Genomic DNA, 15,348 nt, shown 5'->3' with positions numbered 1-15,348 from the left:
CAGCACGAGACCATTCGTCGTGTAGCCGCAGACGAAGAAGGTGGAGGCGAGGAGTTAGAACGCCGGCACCTGCATGGCTTCGGAGACCGGCACGCGCCGTTCGTCCGTCACCCCGCCGAACGCCGCGCCGCTCGCCGTGCCAGCGCCGTAGGGCTTGAGCCCCTTGTCGGCCGGGTCGTCGCGCACGAAGGCCAGGATCACGGGCAGCGCCAACACCACGATGCCCACGCCGAGCCAGAGAAAGGACGATCGCCAGCCGTAGAAGCTGATCAGGAGCATCGAGAGTGGGACGATGAGCATCTGGCCCGCCGACATGGCGCCGCCCAAGATGCCCAGGATGAGCCCGCGCCGCGCCACGAACCACCGCGCAGCGACCGTCGCGGTGGTCGCGATGGCGAGCCCCCCCGCGCCGGCGGCCATCAGGACCCCGGCGCTCACGTACATCTGCCAGAGGTGGCCGACGAAGGACGCCAGAATGGTGCCGACTCCGAGGACGGCCGTGGCGAGGAGCATCACGCGGCGTGGGCCCCAGACGTCGGCGAGCCAGCCCACCGTGGGTCCGACGGCGCCGAACACGAAGAACGACAACGCCGCGGCCCCCGAGAGCTGCTGGCGCGTCCAGCCGAACTCCGCCTCGATCGGCTTGATGAAGACGCCGAAGACGGCGCGGATCTCCGAACCGCCCAGCATGACGAAAACGACCGCGGCCAGCACGATCCAGCTGTAGTAGAGCCGCTTCCGGGCGTCGGTCACGGAGCCTCCTGTGGGCGTTTCCGGTTGGGATGCTGCGGGGCCGCCGAGGTATTCGTCAGCGCGCGACCGGCTGGCCGATGACGAGGCCCTGCAGCCCCTCTCCGATCGGTCCGCGCGTGTCGTAGAGGCCTGTGCGGGTGAGCCCGATGCCGTGGGGCTCGAGCGTCGTTGCGGCGTCGAGCCCGATCCACTCGCCGTCCGGGAGGCGGTGGAGCGCGACGGTGAGATCGGCGTTGATGAACGGAACGAAGCGCGCCGGGTCGAAGGCCGCGCCGACGCCGCTGCCCGAATCGGCCACCGTGAGGACCCGCTGGGCCGGCGAGGGGGTCTCGCCGAGGACGAGCGGCACGCGCTGGCGCATCCACGCCGACGCCCGCCCCGAGCCGAACTTGCCGCTCGCCATGCGCGTCTCCATGCCCGTGGGGTAGCCGATCGGGTCGCGGAAGAACGGCCACTGGAAAGGCGCGGACTCATCGGGGAGCGGGAGGAGCGGCTCCTGGAGGGGCGTGGACGCCGGCACGACTTGCTCGGTGCGGACCACGAGCGCGTTGGCCCGCGCCACGACTTGCCCCCCGGCCGAGAGCAGGGCGACATAACCGCGCGCGCGGCGGCCGTCGCGCACCCGCTCCACGCTGACGGTGAGCGGCTCCATCGGCACGGGCCGGATGAAGTCGATCGTGAAGCGGGTCATGTGGAGCGAATCCGGCTCGCCCGCGGCCTGCTCGATGGCGCGCGCCATGACGGCCGAGGGCGGCCCGCCGTGCTGGTGGATAGGGCTCCACGGCCCCCGGGTGAGCACCGTAGGGACGAGGCGCTCACCTTCGAGGATGAAGAAGGCGGTCTCTTCGCTCATTCCCGCTGCTTGCGAAAGACGATGTCGCCTCCCTTGGCGTCCGCCACGACGGCGTCGCCGTCCTTGAACTCGCCCGCCAGGAGCTTGAGCGCCAGCGGGTCCTGGATCAGTCGCTGGATGGTGCGCTTGAGCGGCCGGGCGCCGTAGACCGGGTCGTAGCCTTCCCGCGCGAGCAGCTCCTCGGCCGCGGGCGTCAGCGTGAGCGTGATCCGCTTGTCGGCCAGTCGCTTCGTGAGATAGGCGGTCTGGATCTTGACGATCCGGCCGATCTCTTCGCGGCCGAGCGCCTTGAAGACGACGATCTCGTCGATCCGGTTCAGGAACTCGGGGCGCATCGACTGCCTGAGTACTTCCATGACCTCAGTACGCAGGCGCTTGGGATCCTGCTCCTCGCGGAAGAGATGGCTGCCGAGGTTCGACGTCATGATGACGACCGTGTTCCGGAAGTCCACGGTCCGGCCGTGGCCGTCCGTCAGGCGGCCGTCGTCGAGCAGCTGCAGCAGCACGTTGAAGACGTCGCCGTGCGCCTTCTCGATCTCGTCGAAGAGGACCACGGAGTACGGACGCCGGCGGACGGCCTCGGTCAGCTGGCCGCCCTCTTCGTAGCCGACATAGCCGGGCGGGGCGCCGATGAGCCGCGAGACTGTGTGTTTCTCCATGTACTCCGACATGTCGATGCGGATCATGGCGCGCTCATCGTCGAACAGGAACTCCGCGAGAGCGCGCGCCAGCTCCGTCTTGCCCACGCCCGTGGGGCCGAGGAAGAGGAAGGAGCCGATGGGGCGGTTGGGATCCGCGAGCCCCGAGCGCGCGCGGCGCACGGCGTTGGCGACGGCCGTGATGGCCTCGGCCTGGCCGACGACGCGGCGGCTCAGCCGCTCTTCCATCTGCACGAGCTTCTGGACCTCGGCCTCGAGGAGGCGCGTCACCGGGATGCCCGTCCACTTGGCGACGGTTTCGGCAATGTCCTCCTCGTCCACCTCTTCCTTGAGCATGCGCTGGCTCTTCTGCAGCTCCGCGAGCCGGGCGTTCTCGGCCTCGAGCTTACGGTCCAGCTCGATGAGCGTGCCGTACTGGAGCTTGGAGGCCTTCTCGAGATCGCCGCGGCGCTTCGCGTCCTCGATGGCGTGGCGCGCGGCCTCGGCCTCCTCCTTGATCTTGCCGATGGCCATGATCGCGGCCTTCTCCGCCTGCCAGTGCTTCTTGAGCGCGGCGGACTTGGCTTTCAACTCGGCGAGCTCGGCGTCGAGCCGTGCCAGCCGTTCCTTGGAGACGGCGTCCGACTCGCGGGCCACGGAGACGCGCTCGATGCCGAGCTGCATGATGCGGCGCTCGATCTCGTCGATCTCCGCCGGCAGCGAGTCGATCTCGATGCGCAGGCGTGAGGAGGCCTCGTCGATCAGGTCGATCGCCTTGTCGGGCAGGAAGCGGTCGGCGATGTAGCGGTGCGAGAGCACGGCCGCCGCGACCAGCGCCGAGTCCTTGATCTTGACCTTGTGGTGGACCTCGTACTTGTCCTTGAGCCCGCGCAGGATCGCGATCGTGTCCTCGACCGACGGCTCCTTCACCATCACCGGCTGGAAGCGCCGCTCGAGCGCCGGGTCCTTCTCGATGTGCTTGCGGTACTCGTCCAGCGTGGTCGCGCCCACGCAGCGAAGCTCGCCGCGGGCCAGGGCCGGCTTGAGCATGTTGGCCGCGTCCACGGCGCCCTCGGCCGCGCCGGCGCCGACGAGCGTGTGCAGCTCGTCGATGAAGCAGATGATCTCCCCCTCGCTTTCGGTGATCTCGCGCAGGACGGCCTTCAGGCGGTCCTCGAACTCGCCGCGGTACTTCGCGCCCGCGACCATGGCGCCGATGTCGATGGCCAGCAGGCGCTTGCCCTTGAGCCCCTCGGGCACGTCGCCGCTCACGATGCGCTGGGCGAGGCCCTCGACGATCGCGGTCTTGCCGACGCCGGGCTCGCCGATGAGCACGGGGTTGTTCTTCGTGCGCCGGGAGAGCACCTGGATGACGCGGCGGATTTCCTCGTCGCGCCCGATGACCGGGTCGAGCTTGCCCTTCCGCGCCAGCTCGCATAGGTCCTTGGCGTAGCGCTGGAGGGCCTGGTACTTCTCCTCGGGGTTGGCGTCGGTGACGCGCTGGGAGCCCCGCACGTCCACGAGCGCCTTGTAGATCGCCTCCGGCGTGACGCCGGCCTTGGCGAGGATGCGCCCCGCCGCGCCCGACTTGTCCTGGGCGATGCCGATCAGCACGTGCTCGGTCGAGCAGTACTCGTCCTTGAGGCGCTGCGCCTCGTCCCACGCGCGGGTGAGCGCGGCCTCGAGCCGTTCCGAGGCGTACTGACGCCCGCCGCCCTTGACCTTCGGCAGCTTGTCGAGCGCGGCCTGGACCTCGCGAGCTATCGCCTCGGGCCGCGCGCCGATCTTCGCCAGCAGCGGCCCGACCACCCCCTCCTGCTGCTGGAGCAGCGCCAGCAGCAGGTGGTCGGGCTCGAGGGCCTGATGATTGCCCTGGTCCGCCAGGGACTGCGCCGCCTGGACGGCCTCCTGCGCCTTCACGGTGAACTTGTCGAACTTCATCGCGTCCCCTCTGTGCGAAGACTTTTGAGCTCCTGGTAGAGCTCGCGCTCCCTCGGGGAGAGACCCGTTGGGATGGTCAGCTCCACCTGCACGAACTGGTCTCCCGCGCCGCCGCCCTTGAGGTGCGGCATGCCGTAGCCCGGCAGGCGGAAGGTCCGGCCGCTGGACGTTTCGGGCGGGATCTTCATCGAGACCTGGCCCTTGAGCGTCGGCACCGAGACTTCGGCGCCGAGCGCCGCGTCGTGGGCCGGCACCGCCAGGGTCGAGTGGAGGTCATCGCCCTTGCGCTCGAAGCGCGGGTCCGGCCGCACCGTGACCTTGAGATACAGGTCGCCGCTGCCGCCACGGCCGCCGCGCGAGCCCTCGCCGGGTAGGCGCACGCGCGAGCCCGTGGCCACGCCGGCCGGGATCTTGACCTCGAGGTTGCGCCGGCCCCTGGACCAGCCGCCGCCTCGGCACTGCGCGCACGGCTTGCGGTTGACGTGCCCCGCTCCGCCGCAGGCGGGACAGATCTCGTCGAGCTCGAGCGAGATGGTCCGGGTGACGCCGTGGAAGGCGTCCTCGAGCGAGACCTCGATGCCCGCCTCGACATCGCCGCCCTTGTCGGGGCCGAAGCCCCCGCCGAGGTCTCCGAGGTCGACGTCGCGGAAGCCGCCCGCACGGCGCCCGCCCAGATCTCCGAAGATCGTCCGGAAGAAGTCGGAGAAGCCCTCGTCGCCGCGCCCGAAGTGGACGTCTGCGCCCTCGAAGGGACCCCGCGCGCCGGCGCCGGCCTCGGCATAGCGCTGCCAGTCGGGGCCGAGCGTGTCGTAGCGCTTCCGCTTTTCGGCGTCGCCCAAGACCTCGTAGGCTTCCGCGATCTCCTGGAAGCGGGCGGCCGAGTCCTTGCCCTTGGCGACGTCCGGATGGTGCTTGCGGGCAAGCCGGCGGTAGGCGGTTTTGATCGCCTTGTCGTCGGCGTTCTTGGGCAAACTGAGAATCTTGTAATAGTCTTTGTAGTCCATGGTCTTACGCGTTGCTGGGGGTTTGCCCCCCTAGGTCCGCGCTCAACGTTAGTGTAGCAGACGGCTTGCGGCTTGGCGGGACGCCGGCGACCTACTTCTGGGGCCGCCGGACTGCGCCCCCGGAGCTGGCGCGGGCGTACTCGGTACCGGCAGCGCGATCTAAGCCTGGGGCCTCCGGCCTCATCCTCTCGCGACCGTGAAGGCCACGTAGAGCGACTGCTGGCCGCGCTGCAGCAGCACGGTGACGCGGTCCCCGGGCTTGAGCCCCTGGGTGGCCCGCTCGTAGTCCTGCGCGCTGCGGATCCGCTGCCGGTTGATCTCGCGGATGACGTCGCCACGCTGGAGGCCGGCTTCCGCCGCCGGTCCCTCCTCCTCGACGCGCGCCACGACCACGCCTTCCGTCGTGCGCAGGTTGAGCTGGCGGGCGATCTCAGGCGTGATGGCCCGTGTCTCGAGCCCGAGGAAGCTCTTGTTCTTGCCGCTGGGCTCGAGCTGGGCGGTGTCCTCCGGGGTCTCGCCCACCTTGATCTCGAGCGTCTTCTCGCCCTTCTCCCGCCAGACCTTGATCGGCACGCCCTTGCCGGGCGCGGTCACGGCCACGACCTTCTGGAGATCCTGTGGGGCGTCGAGCTTCTTGCCGTCGAACTCCATCAGGACGTCGCCCGACACCAGGCCCGCCTTGTCGGCGGGGCTGTCCTTGACGACGTCGGCGATGAGCACGCCCTTGGGATCCGTGAGCCCGAAGCTCTTGGCGAGCTCGGGCGTCAGCGGCTGGATCGACACGCCGAGCCAGCCGCGCGTGATCTTGCCCCGGGCGACCAGCTCGGTGTAGATGCGCTTGGCCATGTTGGACGGGATGGAGAAGCCGATGCCGACATTGCCGCCCGAGCGCGAGAGGATGGCGCTGTTGATGCCCACGACCTCGCCCGACATGTTGACCAGCGGGCCGCCCGAGTTGCCCGGGTTGATGGCGGCGTCCGTCTGGAGGAAATCGTCGTAAGGCCCCTGGCCGATGGAGCGCCCCTTGGCGCTGATGATGCCCGCCGTCACCGTCTGCTGCAGGCCGAAGGGAGAGCCGATCGCGAGCACCCAGTCGCCGACCTTGACCTTGTCAGAGTCGCCGAGCACCGCCGCGGGGTAGGGGCCGCCGCCCTGGAGCCTCAGCACGGCGAGGTCGGTGCGCTTGTCGAGGCCGACGATCTTGGCCTTGTGCTTCTTGCCCTCCGCCGTCACGACCTCGATCTCGGTGGCGCGCTCGACGACGTGCGCGTTGGTGAGCGCGATGCCGGAAGCGTCCACGATGACGCCCGAGCCGAGGCTTCGCTGCTGCTGCGGGCGCTCCGGGCTGTCGCCGAAGAAGCGCCGGAAGAACTCGTCGCCGAAGAACTCCTCGACGGGTGTCCGGCCGCCCCCGCTGCGGATGACCGTGTTGATGTTGACCACCGCCGGGCCGACGGCCTCGGCCACCTGGGCGAAGCTGCCCAAGGCCACCGGGAGCGCCGCCGGCACCACGGGCGCCTGCACGGCCGCCTGCATGGGCGCCTGCATGGACGCCTGCTGCCGTGGCGCTTGGCCCACGGGCTTGGGCAGGTCCAGCGCGCTCGCGCCCCATGAGCCCAGGCCCACGCCGAGCGCCGCCGCGATCACGAGCATCACCACCAGGGTTCCGCGCTTGACCAGGATCATCGTCTCTCCTCCACGAGGTCGCCGGCCAGCAGCTGCCGCAGGCGGTCGCCTTCGAGGGTCTCCTTCGCTTTGAGTTCCGCGGCCGCCGCCAGCAGCACCGGCTTGCGGTCCGTGATGATGCCGCGCACGCGGTCATAGATCTTGTCGATGATGGCGCGGATCTCGCCGTCGATGGCCCGCGCCGTCTCGTCGCTGTACTCGCGCTCCTGCGACAGCCCTGAGCCCCTGAGGAACAGGGCCTGCTGGCCGCCGCCGAAGGTCATCGGGCCGAGCTCGGCCGACATGCCGTACTGGGTGACCATGAGCCGCGCCATCTCCGTTGCGCGCTCGAGATCGTTGTGGGCGCCCGTCGAGATTTCGCCGTAGACGACTTCCTCCGCCACCCGGCCGCCCAGGAGCACCGCGATCCGGTCTTCCAGCTCGCTCCGAGTCAGGAGGTAGCGGTCCTCGAGCGGCAGCTGGTAGGTGGCGCCGAGAGCCCCGACACCACGCGGGATGATCGTCACCTTGTGGACCGGGTCGGCCTGGGGCAGGGAGGAGGCGACGAGCGCGTGGCCGATCTCGTGGTGGGCGACGATGTCGCGCTCCTTCTCCGACAGCACCCGGCTCTTGCGCTCGAGGCCGCCGATCACCCGGTCGACGGCCTCGTCGAGGTCAGCCATGTCCACGGCATCCTTGCCCTTGCGGGCGGCCAGGAGCGCCGCCTCGTTGATGATGTTGGCGAGATCGGCGCCCGCCATGCCCGGCGTCCGCGCGGCCAGCACGTGGAGGTCCACGGAGGGCGCCAGGATGACGTTGCGCGCGTGCACGTGCAGGATGGCCTCTCGCCCCCTGACGTCGGGCTTGTCCACGACCACCTGGCGGTCGAAGCGTCCCGCGCGGAGCAGGGCCGCGTCGAGGACCTCCGGGCGGTTCGTGGCCGCCATGATGATGACGCCCTTGGAGGAGTCGAAGCCGTCCATCTCGGCCAGCAGCTGGTTGAGCGTCTGCTCGCGCTCGTCGTGGCCGCCGGCGAAACCCGTGGTGCCGGAGCGCGTCTTGCCGATGGCGTCCAGCTCGTCGATGAAGACGATGCACGGCGCCTTCTCCTTCGCCTGCTCGAAGAGGTCGCGCACGCGCGCGGCGCCCACGCCGACGAACATCTCCACGAACTCCGAGCCGGAGAGGAAGAAGAACGGCACGTCGGCCTCGCCTGCGACGGCCCGGGCCAGGAGCGTCTTGCCCGTGCCCGGGGAGCCGACGAGCAGCACGCCCTTGGGGATCCGGCCGCCGAGCCGCTGGTACTTCTTGGGGTTCTTGAGAAAGTCCACGACCTCAATGAGCTCCGCCTTGGCCTCGTCCACTCCCGCGACGTCGGCGAAGGTCGTCTTGAGCTCCTTTCGGTCGTAGATCTTGGCCTTGGAGCGGCCGAAGGACAGCGCCTGGGTCGGCCCCCCGCCCATGCGCCGCATGACGAACATCCAGAGGCCGACCATCAGCACCAGCGGCACGATCCAGCCGAAGAGGAAGTCCCGCCAGAACGTGCTCTCCACTCGCCCGGAGAACTCGACCTTGTTCTGCTCGAGCTCCTTGACGAGCGCGCTGTCCTCGATCCCGGGGATGCGGGTGGTCGTGAAGGTGGGGACGGGCTGCTCGGCGCCGACCAGGCTGCGCACCTTGTCCCCGGCGCCGGACTGCTGGGCCGGGAGGGCACCGGGCTTGAGCGTGCCGCGGATCTCGCGGTCCGTGACGGAGACCCGTTCGACCTTGCCCTCGCGCACCAACGCCAGGAACTTGCTCATCGGGATCTCGACCGTCCGCGGCGCCAGGAGCCAGCTCTGGACGAGGGACAGCACGAGGACGGCGATGAGCAAATAGATCAGCGAGAACTGCGTTTTCTGTTTCACGGGGAGTTTCATCGAGGCGCCCTCGAAACCATGCTAACGGAGGCTCCGGCACCTGTCAAACTGCGCGGGCTGATGCGGCGCGGCCGGGGGCTACGAGCAGACCTTGCCCTTCTCCATCTCGTAGCCGGGCACCTTGTACGTCCCCACGAAGTTGTCCTCCCACACCTCGATCGGCAGGCGCCCGACTTCCTTGTCGCCGTCGAAGAATGTGAGCCTCATCTTGTCCACGTACTCCTTGGCCGGTAGCGTCTTGCCGAGGAAGGCGCGCGTGCTCGCCTGGTCGGCGAACATCGACAGGATCTCCATCGTGGGCCTGTTGGGGTCGCTGCCCGGCTTGATCCACTCGACGGCTACCGAGAAGCCGTAGACGTCGGGGTCCGACGCGAACCCCGGCATCGCCGCGAGCCGCTTGAGCATCGGGACGGCGTAGCGGGAGAACATGGCCGACGCCTGGCGGTCCAGGGGCAGGGCCGCGAAGGCGGCGTCCGGCGCCTGTTCCGCCCTGATCCACACGGCGGCGTAGCGGTTGTCCCCCGGCTCCTTGGGGACCTTCTTGAAGCCGAGGCCGTTCTTGATCTCGAGGTAGGGCAAGCAGTGATAGACATACTCGGAGAACTGGAGGAGCTTGGGCAGGTACTTCACGGCAAGGGCGCGGCCCTTCGCCGACGTGTGCTTGTCGACCGGCATGACGTAGTCGGCCGGTCCCGCATAGGCGAGCGCCACGACCCCCGCGACCAGAACCACGGCGAGGGCCGTGGCGACGCTTCGACGCGACATGAAAATGTGACTGAGTCTAGTTCTGGATGACCTGGCCGGGCTCCACCGAGATGTTCTTGCCCCACCAGTTCTGCGTGCGGGAGTTCTCGATGTCGAGGCGGGTGACCTTGGGGTTCGTGCCGTCGAGGTTGTTCGAGAGCGAGAACATACCGTGATCGCCGGACGCAAAGTGGGTGGTGTGGCCGCGCCACTCGGCCCACTGCTCGGAGTTGGCGCAAGCGCCGGCGAGGAAAGCGACCACGATGAGCGCCGCTGCCGTGATGATCTTCGAGCGCATAACCGTAACCTCCTGTAAGGACATGGGGTAACGAACAGTCGAGCGCCGCCTATGATACGGAACCCACGAGCGCCGAGTCAACCTCTCTTTTGCGCGAGCCTTGGCCCAAGACGCTTTTGCTCTTGCGGGGATGGCCCGCGTCAGGCATCCTCGCGGAAGGACAGTCCCTATGCCGTCGACCGATCCCCTGGTTATGTTCGAGGAGCCGGACGGGCTCCGTCAGCCCATCCTGATCATGGCGTTCTCCGGGTGGAACGACGCTGCGGAGTCCGCGACGACCGCCGCGCGCTTCCTGGGGCAGGCTTGGCCCTCGCGACCGCTGGCCAGCATCGATCCTGAGGAGTTCTACCACTTCGGCCTGTCGCGGCCCTACGTGCGCTTCAAGACGGACTCGCGAAACGAGCGGGAGATCGTCTGGCCATCCACGGATTTCTCCATCTGCCGCCTGCCCTCCGTCGACCGCGACCTCATCGTCGGGGTGGCCATCGAGCCGCACCTGAAGTGGCGCACCTACTGCGGCGCCGTCCTCGAGCTGGCGCGGCGCTCGCGCGCCTCCCTTGTCCTGACGCTGGGCGCGCTGCTGGCCGAAGTCCCGCACACCCGGCCGGTGAAGCTGGTGGGGGGCGCCCATGACCCCGAGCTCGCCGCCGTGCTCGGCATCCGCCCTTCGCGGTACGAGGGCCCGACGGGGATCATCGGCGTGCTCAGCACTCTCTGCCGGGAGGAGGGTGTGCCGGCGGCCAGCCTCTGGGCCAATGTCCCCCACTATGTCTCCGGCGTCGAGAATCCGAAGGCGGCCCTGGCCCTCGTCCGGCGGGTCCTCACGCTCCTGGGCACGGAGGCCGACCTCTCGGAACTCGTCGAGGCCACGCGGCAGTTCGAGGGCAACCTGGACGAGGTTGTGGGACAGAACCCGAAGATTGCCGAGTACGTGAAGACGCTGGAGCGCAAGCTGCCCGAGGACGAGGAGGCGGCAGGGCCGGTCCCCGGGTCAAGCGACGAGCTGCCGCCGTCGGCGGATCTCGTCGCGGAGATCGAGCAGTTCCTTCGCCAGCAGCGGCCTGAGTCTTCTTAGCGCGCTCTGGCGCGCGAGGTCTTCGAGCGTCCGAGTTACCGGGCGGGAGGGGACCGGGGGTGCCCCGTCACCCCCAACAGCACGGGGGTTCGGGGGCATCCCCCGGCCCCCTCCCGCCTCGCGCATTCCCCGCGCGGTTTCTTCTGCGAGGCGGAGTCGGCGCGTACAATCGCTGCATGGCTTCTCTTATGAGCGTTGTGTTAGTTTTGCTGGTCTTCGTGGGGGCGGTGCCGGTTTGGGCGGCGGTGAAGGTGACGGTGACGCCGTCGGCGGTGCGGCAGGGCGACGTAGCGCTGATGGTGATAACCGGCGTGGCGGCCGCGCCGGAAATGGACGGCAGCCTGGCGGGCCGTCCGCTCTTCTTCTTCCGCTATGCTGACGGGTATGCGGCGCTCATCGGCATCGATCTCGAGGCCAAGCCCGGCAAGACGCCGTGGCGTCTCGGATTCGTGGACGGCACGGGCGCGCCGCGCAAGGCCGCGGGCGCGATCATGGTCAAGGCGCGTAATTTTCCCGTCCAGCGCTTGAGCCTGCCCAAGTCCATGGTCGATCTCTCTCCAGAGGACGAGCGTCGCGCCAATGAGGAATCGGCGCGGCTCCGCACGCTCTTCGCCACGGTCGGGCCGGAACGGCTCTGGCGGGGCCCCTTCACGAAGCCCGTCGCCACCGACGCCAAGGCCGAGGGCTTCGGCTCGCGCCGCGTCATCAACGGCAAGCCTCGCTCGCCCCACTCGGGCGTGGATTTCGCGGCTCCAGCCGGGACGCCTGTCGTGGCCTCGAACCGCGGGCACGTCGCCCTCGTGGTCGAGTTCTTCTTCGGGGGCCGGCTCGTGGCGCTCGACCACGGCGAGGGACTCTACACGCTCTACATGCACCTCGACCGGGCGGACGTGGTCGAGGGCGCCCTTGTCGAGCGCGGCTCGATCATCGGGGCCGTCGGAAGCACGGGCCGCGCCACGGGGCCTCATCTGCACTGGGGTGCCCACCTCCGCAGCGCCCGCATCGACCCCGACGCCCTGCTCAAGCTGCCCGTCAGGGACTGAGCGGGCCGCTCCATGGCCAGGCCCCGCCGGATGCCGCCTCCGCGCCCGGCGGCCCGCGAGCCCGATCCGCGCCCGCCGAGTGGCTCGTCGCCATCGCGGTCGCGTGCCTGGTGTGGATCGCCTCCCTCCCCGCGCTCCGCGGCGGCTTCCTCCCCTGGGATGACGAGTCGAATCTCGTCACCAAGCGCGCCTGGAGGGGCCTCGGCTGGGCGCAGCTCGGCTGGATGCTGACGACCTTCCACGAGGGTCACTGGATCCCGGTGACGTGGCTGTCCTTCGGCGCCGACTATTTCCTGTGGGGCATGGAGCCCAAGGGCGATCACCTGACACACGTCCTGCTCTACGCCGCCAACGCGGGACTCGTCTGCCTTCTCGGTCTGCGCCTACTCGCGGAGACGGGCGCGGTCGGCGCTGCTACCGCCGGGTCGGTAGGGTCGGGGCCAGGATGTACCCGCGCCGCCACGCCAAGTCGCCGTCAGGGTAGAAGCGCATCGAGCCCGGGTCGAAGAACTCGAAAGCCACGGCCAAGGCACAGATCAAGGCATCCCACCGGTCCTCAATGGACTTCAGCTCGCGAGTTGTTTTCCCGACATCTGGAGCGTCCGCTGCAAAGGCTTGCCACGAGGAGTCATCGACGATGAGGTGGCGCTCCATTAAGGTCCGGGTGCACCGGGCGACGAAGGGTGTCAGGCCGTTCTCCGCCCAGTCAGCTTTTCTCCGGAAGCGAGTCTTCTTCCGCTTGTACTTGACGATGGTCTTCTCGCCGGTGAGGTCCAGACGGAAGAGTCCGACTTGAAAGGCATTCGGGTACACCTCTCGGATGGCGGGGTTACCGCTGGTCGGCTTGTGGTTGGGACCAAACCCCTCAAGAGGCCATCGTTTTTGGAGCCCCCCAATGAACCGCCGCAGGTCAGGATCTCTTGGTGGGGGGAAAGCGGGTGCATCGAAGCGCTGGAAAGTTTCTCCGATGGCTCGCTCCGCACCGCGGTGGCCCGCCGTTTCGAGTCCAAGAAGGGGTGCGTCAATGCCGACCGCAGCCCGGTGATGCGCGACATGATGAGTGATCCAATCCAGTACGCCGGCATGATCCGTCAGGATCTGTGGGGCCTCGCGCAGGCGGAGTGGAAAGCTCTGGCCGCCGAGGAGCACCACGCCCGAAGGATTGCCGTCCTTCCAGGCGAGATCGACCCCGAGGAACCTCACGCGTCCGGGACGGCGATGCTGCCCGCCAGCACGGTCACGGCCGTGCCGCCGACGCGCACGCGGGCGACGGCGCCGTCATGCACCTGGAGCTCCACGCGCAGTCTGCCCGGGCGGCCCATGCCGTCGCCCTGCTCGGCCGTGAAGGCCGCGAGCGTGCTGTCGGCATGCAGGACCCCCGCCTCGAGGAGCCAGATCCCGATCGAGGAGTGGACGGAGCCCGTCACGATGTCCTCGGGTATTCCAAAATGTGGAGCGAAGAAGCGGCAGTGCGTCGCCGAGCCTTTGTCTATCGTTTCGCGCGACACGACGCAGACGCCGCGCACGCCGGCATGGATCGCGACCTCCGCGAGCGCCGCCATGTTCGGCGTGAGCGCTCGCAGGACGTCGAGCCCCGCGACGGGGATGAGGAGGTCGTGGTCGGGTGTCGTCACCGGGTGTGCCCAGCCTGCGGCCACGGGAAGCCCGAGCGCCTCCCGAATGTGAGTGAGCTGGCCGGTGAAGGGATCGAGCGCGGGCACCTTGGGCTCGAGCCAGATGAGCCGGCGCGCCTTGCCCGCGACCACGCTAGCGCCCAAGGGCCCCGCCTGCGTCTCGAAGACGACGTGGTCGTTGCGGAGCCTCCCCGCTTCGATGAGGGCGTGGACGGCCGCCAGCGTCGTATGGCCCGAGTAGGCGATCTCGCGGGTCGGCGTGAACCATCGGAGGCGCCACTGGGCGCCCTCGGCAGTGGCCGGCGTGAGGCACGCCGTGCCGGCGACGCGCATCTCCGTGGCGATCGCCTGCATCTGGCGGTCGGAGAGCCCCTGCGCGTCGAGGACCACGGCGGCGGGGTTGCCGCCGAAGGGGCGCTCGGTGAAGGCGTCCACCTGCAGGATGGGGATCACAGCCGGATGCGCTCGCGGAGCTGGCGGGCCTTGCGGGCGAGCGCGCGCGTGGACCAGACCGTCGCCACCGACTGCGCCATCATGCCGTACACGCGGATGCGCGGCACCTTGAGGACGACGTCCGGGTCGAGCCAGTTGGGCGCCTGCGCGAGCAGATCGAGCGTGCGCAGGCCGATCAGGAGCGGCCACGCGCAGGCCAGCCGCATGCGCGTCTCGCGCTTGGGGATGGCGAAGGTATACTGCCAGCCGGCCTCGTAGTGGTCGAGCGCCACGTTGAGCAGCTCGACGAGAAGCGGCCGGAGGGCCGGTCCCATCTTGGGGTCGAGGAGGTCCTTGGGCTCGAGGCCGAGAAGCGCCAGGTCGTGGCGGGGCAGGTAGCAGCGCCCCTGGCGCAGGTCGCGCGGGATGTCGCGCAGCACGTTGGTCATCTGGAGCGCCTTGCCGAAGCGGATACCTAACCCCGTCATCTTCTCGAGGTCCCAGTGCCTGAGCCGCGGCCGGTGGGCCACGTGCACCTCGGTCCAGAACTCGCCGACGCAGCCCGCGACCAGATAGGTGTAGCGGTCGAGAGCCGCGCGGGTGTCGAGCGCGGCGAGCCCGCCCTCGTCCTCGCCTGGGAAGCGCGCGAGGTCCTCCGTCATGCCTTCCACGATGGTTTCGAGGACGCGGCGCACCTGCCGGCGGTCGTCGGCGAGGAGCGCCCGGTAGGCCGCCAGGCACTCGGGCAGGCGCTCGAGCAGCGCGCGCTCCGCCGCGAGCGACTGGACGCTTCGCGTGGCCTCGACGATGGCTTCGACGCGGCCGGGCTCGGGCACGTCGAGCTCGTCGCGCAGCGCCAGCAGGTGGGTGATGCGCTGGTGGCGGTCGATGAGCCGGGTGTCGGCGATGGTGTCGGCGGCCCGCGCCAGGAGATAGGCCAAGCCGATGGCGGGCCTGACGGCGGCGGGCAGGACGGCGAGCGAGAGATAGAAGGAGCGGCTGACGCTCTTGAGCAGGACGGAGGTCGGGTCCCCTCCGGCCACGGGTGCTAGTCCATGTCCATGGGGTTGATGGGTTTCGAGGGATCGTCCTTGGCCTTCTTCAAAGCCTGCTGGAGCTTGGCGTCGAGCACCTTCGACTTGTTCTGCTCGGCCTTCATCTGCTCCCGGAAGCGTTCCTCGCGCTTGGCCGCCTCGCCCTGGAGCGAGGTGATCGCGTCGCCCAGGCCGAGCCCGGACCTCGCCCGCGGCGGGGGCTCGTGGGCGACCACGGCCTCGAGCTTGGGGTCGATCGTCAGCCGGCCGCTGCAGCAGGGGCACGTCAGCGTGAAGGTCGCCATGGCCCACACC

General features: G+C 69.3%; 14 protein-coding genes. 2 read left to right on the top strand and 12 right to left on the bottom strand.

The window, feature by feature from the left end:
* Window positions 1-54: 54 nt before the first annotated feature.
* The 8 genes from VGV06_03205 to VGV06_03170 all read right to left on the bottom strand — a co-directional run bounded on the left by VGV06_03205 (window position 55) and on the right by VGV06_03170 (window position 9,815).
* On the bottom strand, window positions 55-753 hold the full coding sequence (locus VGV06_03205) for an MFS transporter (GenBank protein HEV2054163.1): 699 nt from the start codon (window positions 751-753) through the stop codon (window positions 55-57).
* A gap of 55 nt (window positions 754-808) precedes the next feature.
* Window positions 809-1,606 carry a thioesterase family protein gene (locus tag VGV06_03200; GenBank protein ID HEV2054162.1) on the bottom strand — a complete coding sequence of 266 codons (798 nt, stop codon included), beginning with the start codon at window positions 1,604-1,606 and terminating at the stop codon, window positions 809-811.
* The gene (clpB, locus tag VGV06_03195; protein HEV2054161.1) at window positions 1,603-4,185 is read right to left on the bottom strand and encodes an ATP-dependent chaperone ClpB; all 2,583 of its coding nucleotides are present in this window, start codon (window positions 4,183-4,185) and stop codon (window positions 1,603-1,605) included. The genes VGV06_03200 and clpB overlap by 4 nt, the downstream gene beginning before the upstream one ends.
* Window positions 4,182-5,189 (bottom strand): J domain-containing protein, encoded by a 1,008-nt coding sequence (locus VGV06_03190; GenBank protein ID HEV2054160.1) that lies wholly within the window; start codon window positions 5,187-5,189, stop codon window positions 4,182-4,184. The genes clpB and VGV06_03190 overlap by 4 nt, the downstream gene beginning before the upstream one ends.
* 180 nt (window positions 5,190-5,369) lie before the next feature.
* Window positions 5,370-6,875: a DegQ family serine endoprotease gene (locus VGV06_03185; GenBank protein HEV2054159.1), complete on the bottom strand. Its 1,506-nt coding sequence runs from the start codon at window positions 6,873-6,875 to the stop codon at window positions 5,370-5,372.
* The gene (gene ftsH / locus VGV06_03180) at window positions 6,872-8,773 is read right to left on the bottom strand and encodes an ATP-dependent zinc metalloprotease FtsH (protein HEV2054158.1); all 1,902 of its coding nucleotides are present in this window, start codon (window positions 8,771-8,773) and stop codon (window positions 6,872-6,874) included. The genes VGV06_03185 and ftsH overlap by 4 nt, the downstream gene beginning before the upstream one ends.
* Window positions 8,774-8,851: 78 nt before the next feature.
* On the bottom strand, window positions 8,852-9,538 hold the full coding sequence (locus VGV06_03175; protein ID HEV2054157.1) for a hypothetical protein: 687 nt from the start codon (window positions 9,536-9,538) through the stop codon (window positions 8,852-8,854).
* Window positions 9,539-9,554: 16 nt separating this feature from the next.
* On the bottom strand, window positions 9,555-9,815 hold the full coding sequence (locus VGV06_03170; GenBank protein ID HEV2054156.1) for a hypothetical protein: 261 nt from the start codon (window positions 9,813-9,815) through the stop codon (window positions 9,555-9,557).
* 169 nt (window positions 9,816-9,984) lie between these two features.
* Between VGV06_03170 and VGV06_03165 the strand changes: the two genes are divergently transcribed.
* Together VGV06_03165 and VGV06_03160 are read left to right on the top strand one after the other, a co-directional pair.
* Window positions 9,985-10,890 carry a PAC2 family protein gene (locus VGV06_03165; protein HEV2054155.1) on the top strand — a complete coding sequence of 302 codons (906 nt, stop codon included), beginning with the start codon at window positions 9,985-9,987 and terminating at the stop codon, window positions 10,888-10,890.
* 176 nt (window positions 10,891-11,066) lie between these two features.
* The gene (locus VGV06_03160; protein ID HEV2054154.1) at window positions 11,067-11,933 is read left to right on the top strand and encodes a M23 family metallopeptidase; all 867 of its coding nucleotides are present in this window, start codon (window positions 11,067-11,069) and stop codon (window positions 11,931-11,933) included.
* Window positions 11,934-12,347: 414 nt separating this feature from the next.
* Here the strand turns inward: VGV06_03160 and VGV06_03155 are convergent, their stop codons facing one another.
* The 4 genes from VGV06_03155 to VGV06_03140 are packed head-to-tail and all read right to left on the bottom strand — an operon-like array spanning window position 12,348 to window position 15,338.
* Window positions 12,348-13,136: a DUF429 domain-containing protein gene (locus tag VGV06_03155; protein HEV2054153.1), complete on the bottom strand. Its 789-nt coding sequence runs from the start codon at window positions 13,134-13,136 to the stop codon at window positions 12,348-12,350.
* A complete protein-coding gene (locus VGV06_03150; GenBank protein HEV2054152.1) occupies window positions 13,133-14,020 on the bottom strand; it encodes a PhzF family phenazine biosynthesis protein in 888 nt (295 codons plus the stop codon). The genes VGV06_03155 and VGV06_03150 overlap by 4 nt, the downstream gene beginning before the upstream one ends.
* The gene (locus VGV06_03145; protein HEV2054151.1) at window positions 14,017-15,042 is read right to left on the bottom strand and encodes a phytoene/squalene synthase family protein; all 1,026 of its coding nucleotides are present in this window, start codon (window positions 15,040-15,042) and stop codon (window positions 14,017-14,019) included. Before VGV06_03145 ends, VGV06_03150 begins: the two co-directional genes overlap by 4 nt.
* A 5-nt stretch (window positions 15,043-15,047) precedes the next feature.
* Window positions 15,048-15,338 (bottom strand): hypothetical protein, encoded by a 291-nt coding sequence (locus tag VGV06_03140; GenBank protein ID HEV2054150.1) that lies wholly within the window; start codon window positions 15,336-15,338, stop codon window positions 15,048-15,050.
* Between the last annotated feature and the right edge of the window lie 10 nt (window positions 15,339-15,348).

Source organism: Candidatus Methylomirabilota bacterium (assembly GCA_035936835.1).
In the GTDB taxonomy this organism is placed as follows: domain Bacteria; phylum Methylomirabilota; class Methylomirabilia; order Rokubacteriales; family CSP1-6; genus AR37.
Note: the sequence above shows the minus strand (reverse complement) of the source record. Positions and strands in the feature narration are given on the sequence as shown.

Excerpts from the sequence above, each read along its gene's own strand:
- VGV06_03185 (HEV2054159.1), bottom strand. The coding sequence starts at position 6,875 with ATGATCCTGGTCAAGCGCGGAACCCTGGTGGTGATGCTCGTGATCGCG.
- ftsH (HEV2054158.1), bottom strand. The coding sequence starts at position 8,773 with ATGAAACTCCCCGTGAAACAGAAAACGCAGTTCTCGCTGATCTATTTG.
- VGV06_03165 (HEV2054155.1), top strand. The coding sequence starts at position 9,985 with ATGCCGTCGACCGATCCCCTGGTTATGTTCGAGGAGCCGGACGGGCTC.
- VGV06_03200 (HEV2054162.1), bottom strand. The coding sequence starts at position 1,606 with ATGAGCGAAGAGACCGCCTTCTTCATCCTCGAAGGTGAGCGCCTCGTC.
- clpB (HEV2054161.1), bottom strand. The coding sequence starts at position 4,185 with ATGAAGTTCGACAAGTTCACCGTGAAGGCGCAGGAGGCCGTCCAGGCG.
- VGV06_03175 (HEV2054157.1), bottom strand. The coding sequence starts at position 9,538 with ATGTCGCGTCGAAGCGTCGCCACGGCCCTCGCCGTGGTTCTGGTCGCG.
- VGV06_03170 (HEV2054156.1), bottom strand. The coding sequence starts at position 9,815 with ATGCGCTCGAAGATCATCACGGCAGCGGCGCTCATCGTGGTCGCTTTC.
- VGV06_03160 (HEV2054154.1), top strand. The coding sequence starts at position 11,067 with ATGGCTTCTCTTATGAGCGTTGTGTTAGTTTTGCTGGTCTTCGTGGGG.
- VGV06_03140 (HEV2054150.1), bottom strand. The coding sequence starts at position 15,338 with ATGGCGACCTTCACGCTGACGTGCCCCTGCTGCAGCGGCCGGCTGACG.
- VGV06_03190 (HEV2054160.1), bottom strand. The coding sequence starts at position 5,189 with ATGGACTACAAAGACTATTACAAGATTCTCAGTTTGCCCAAGAACGCC.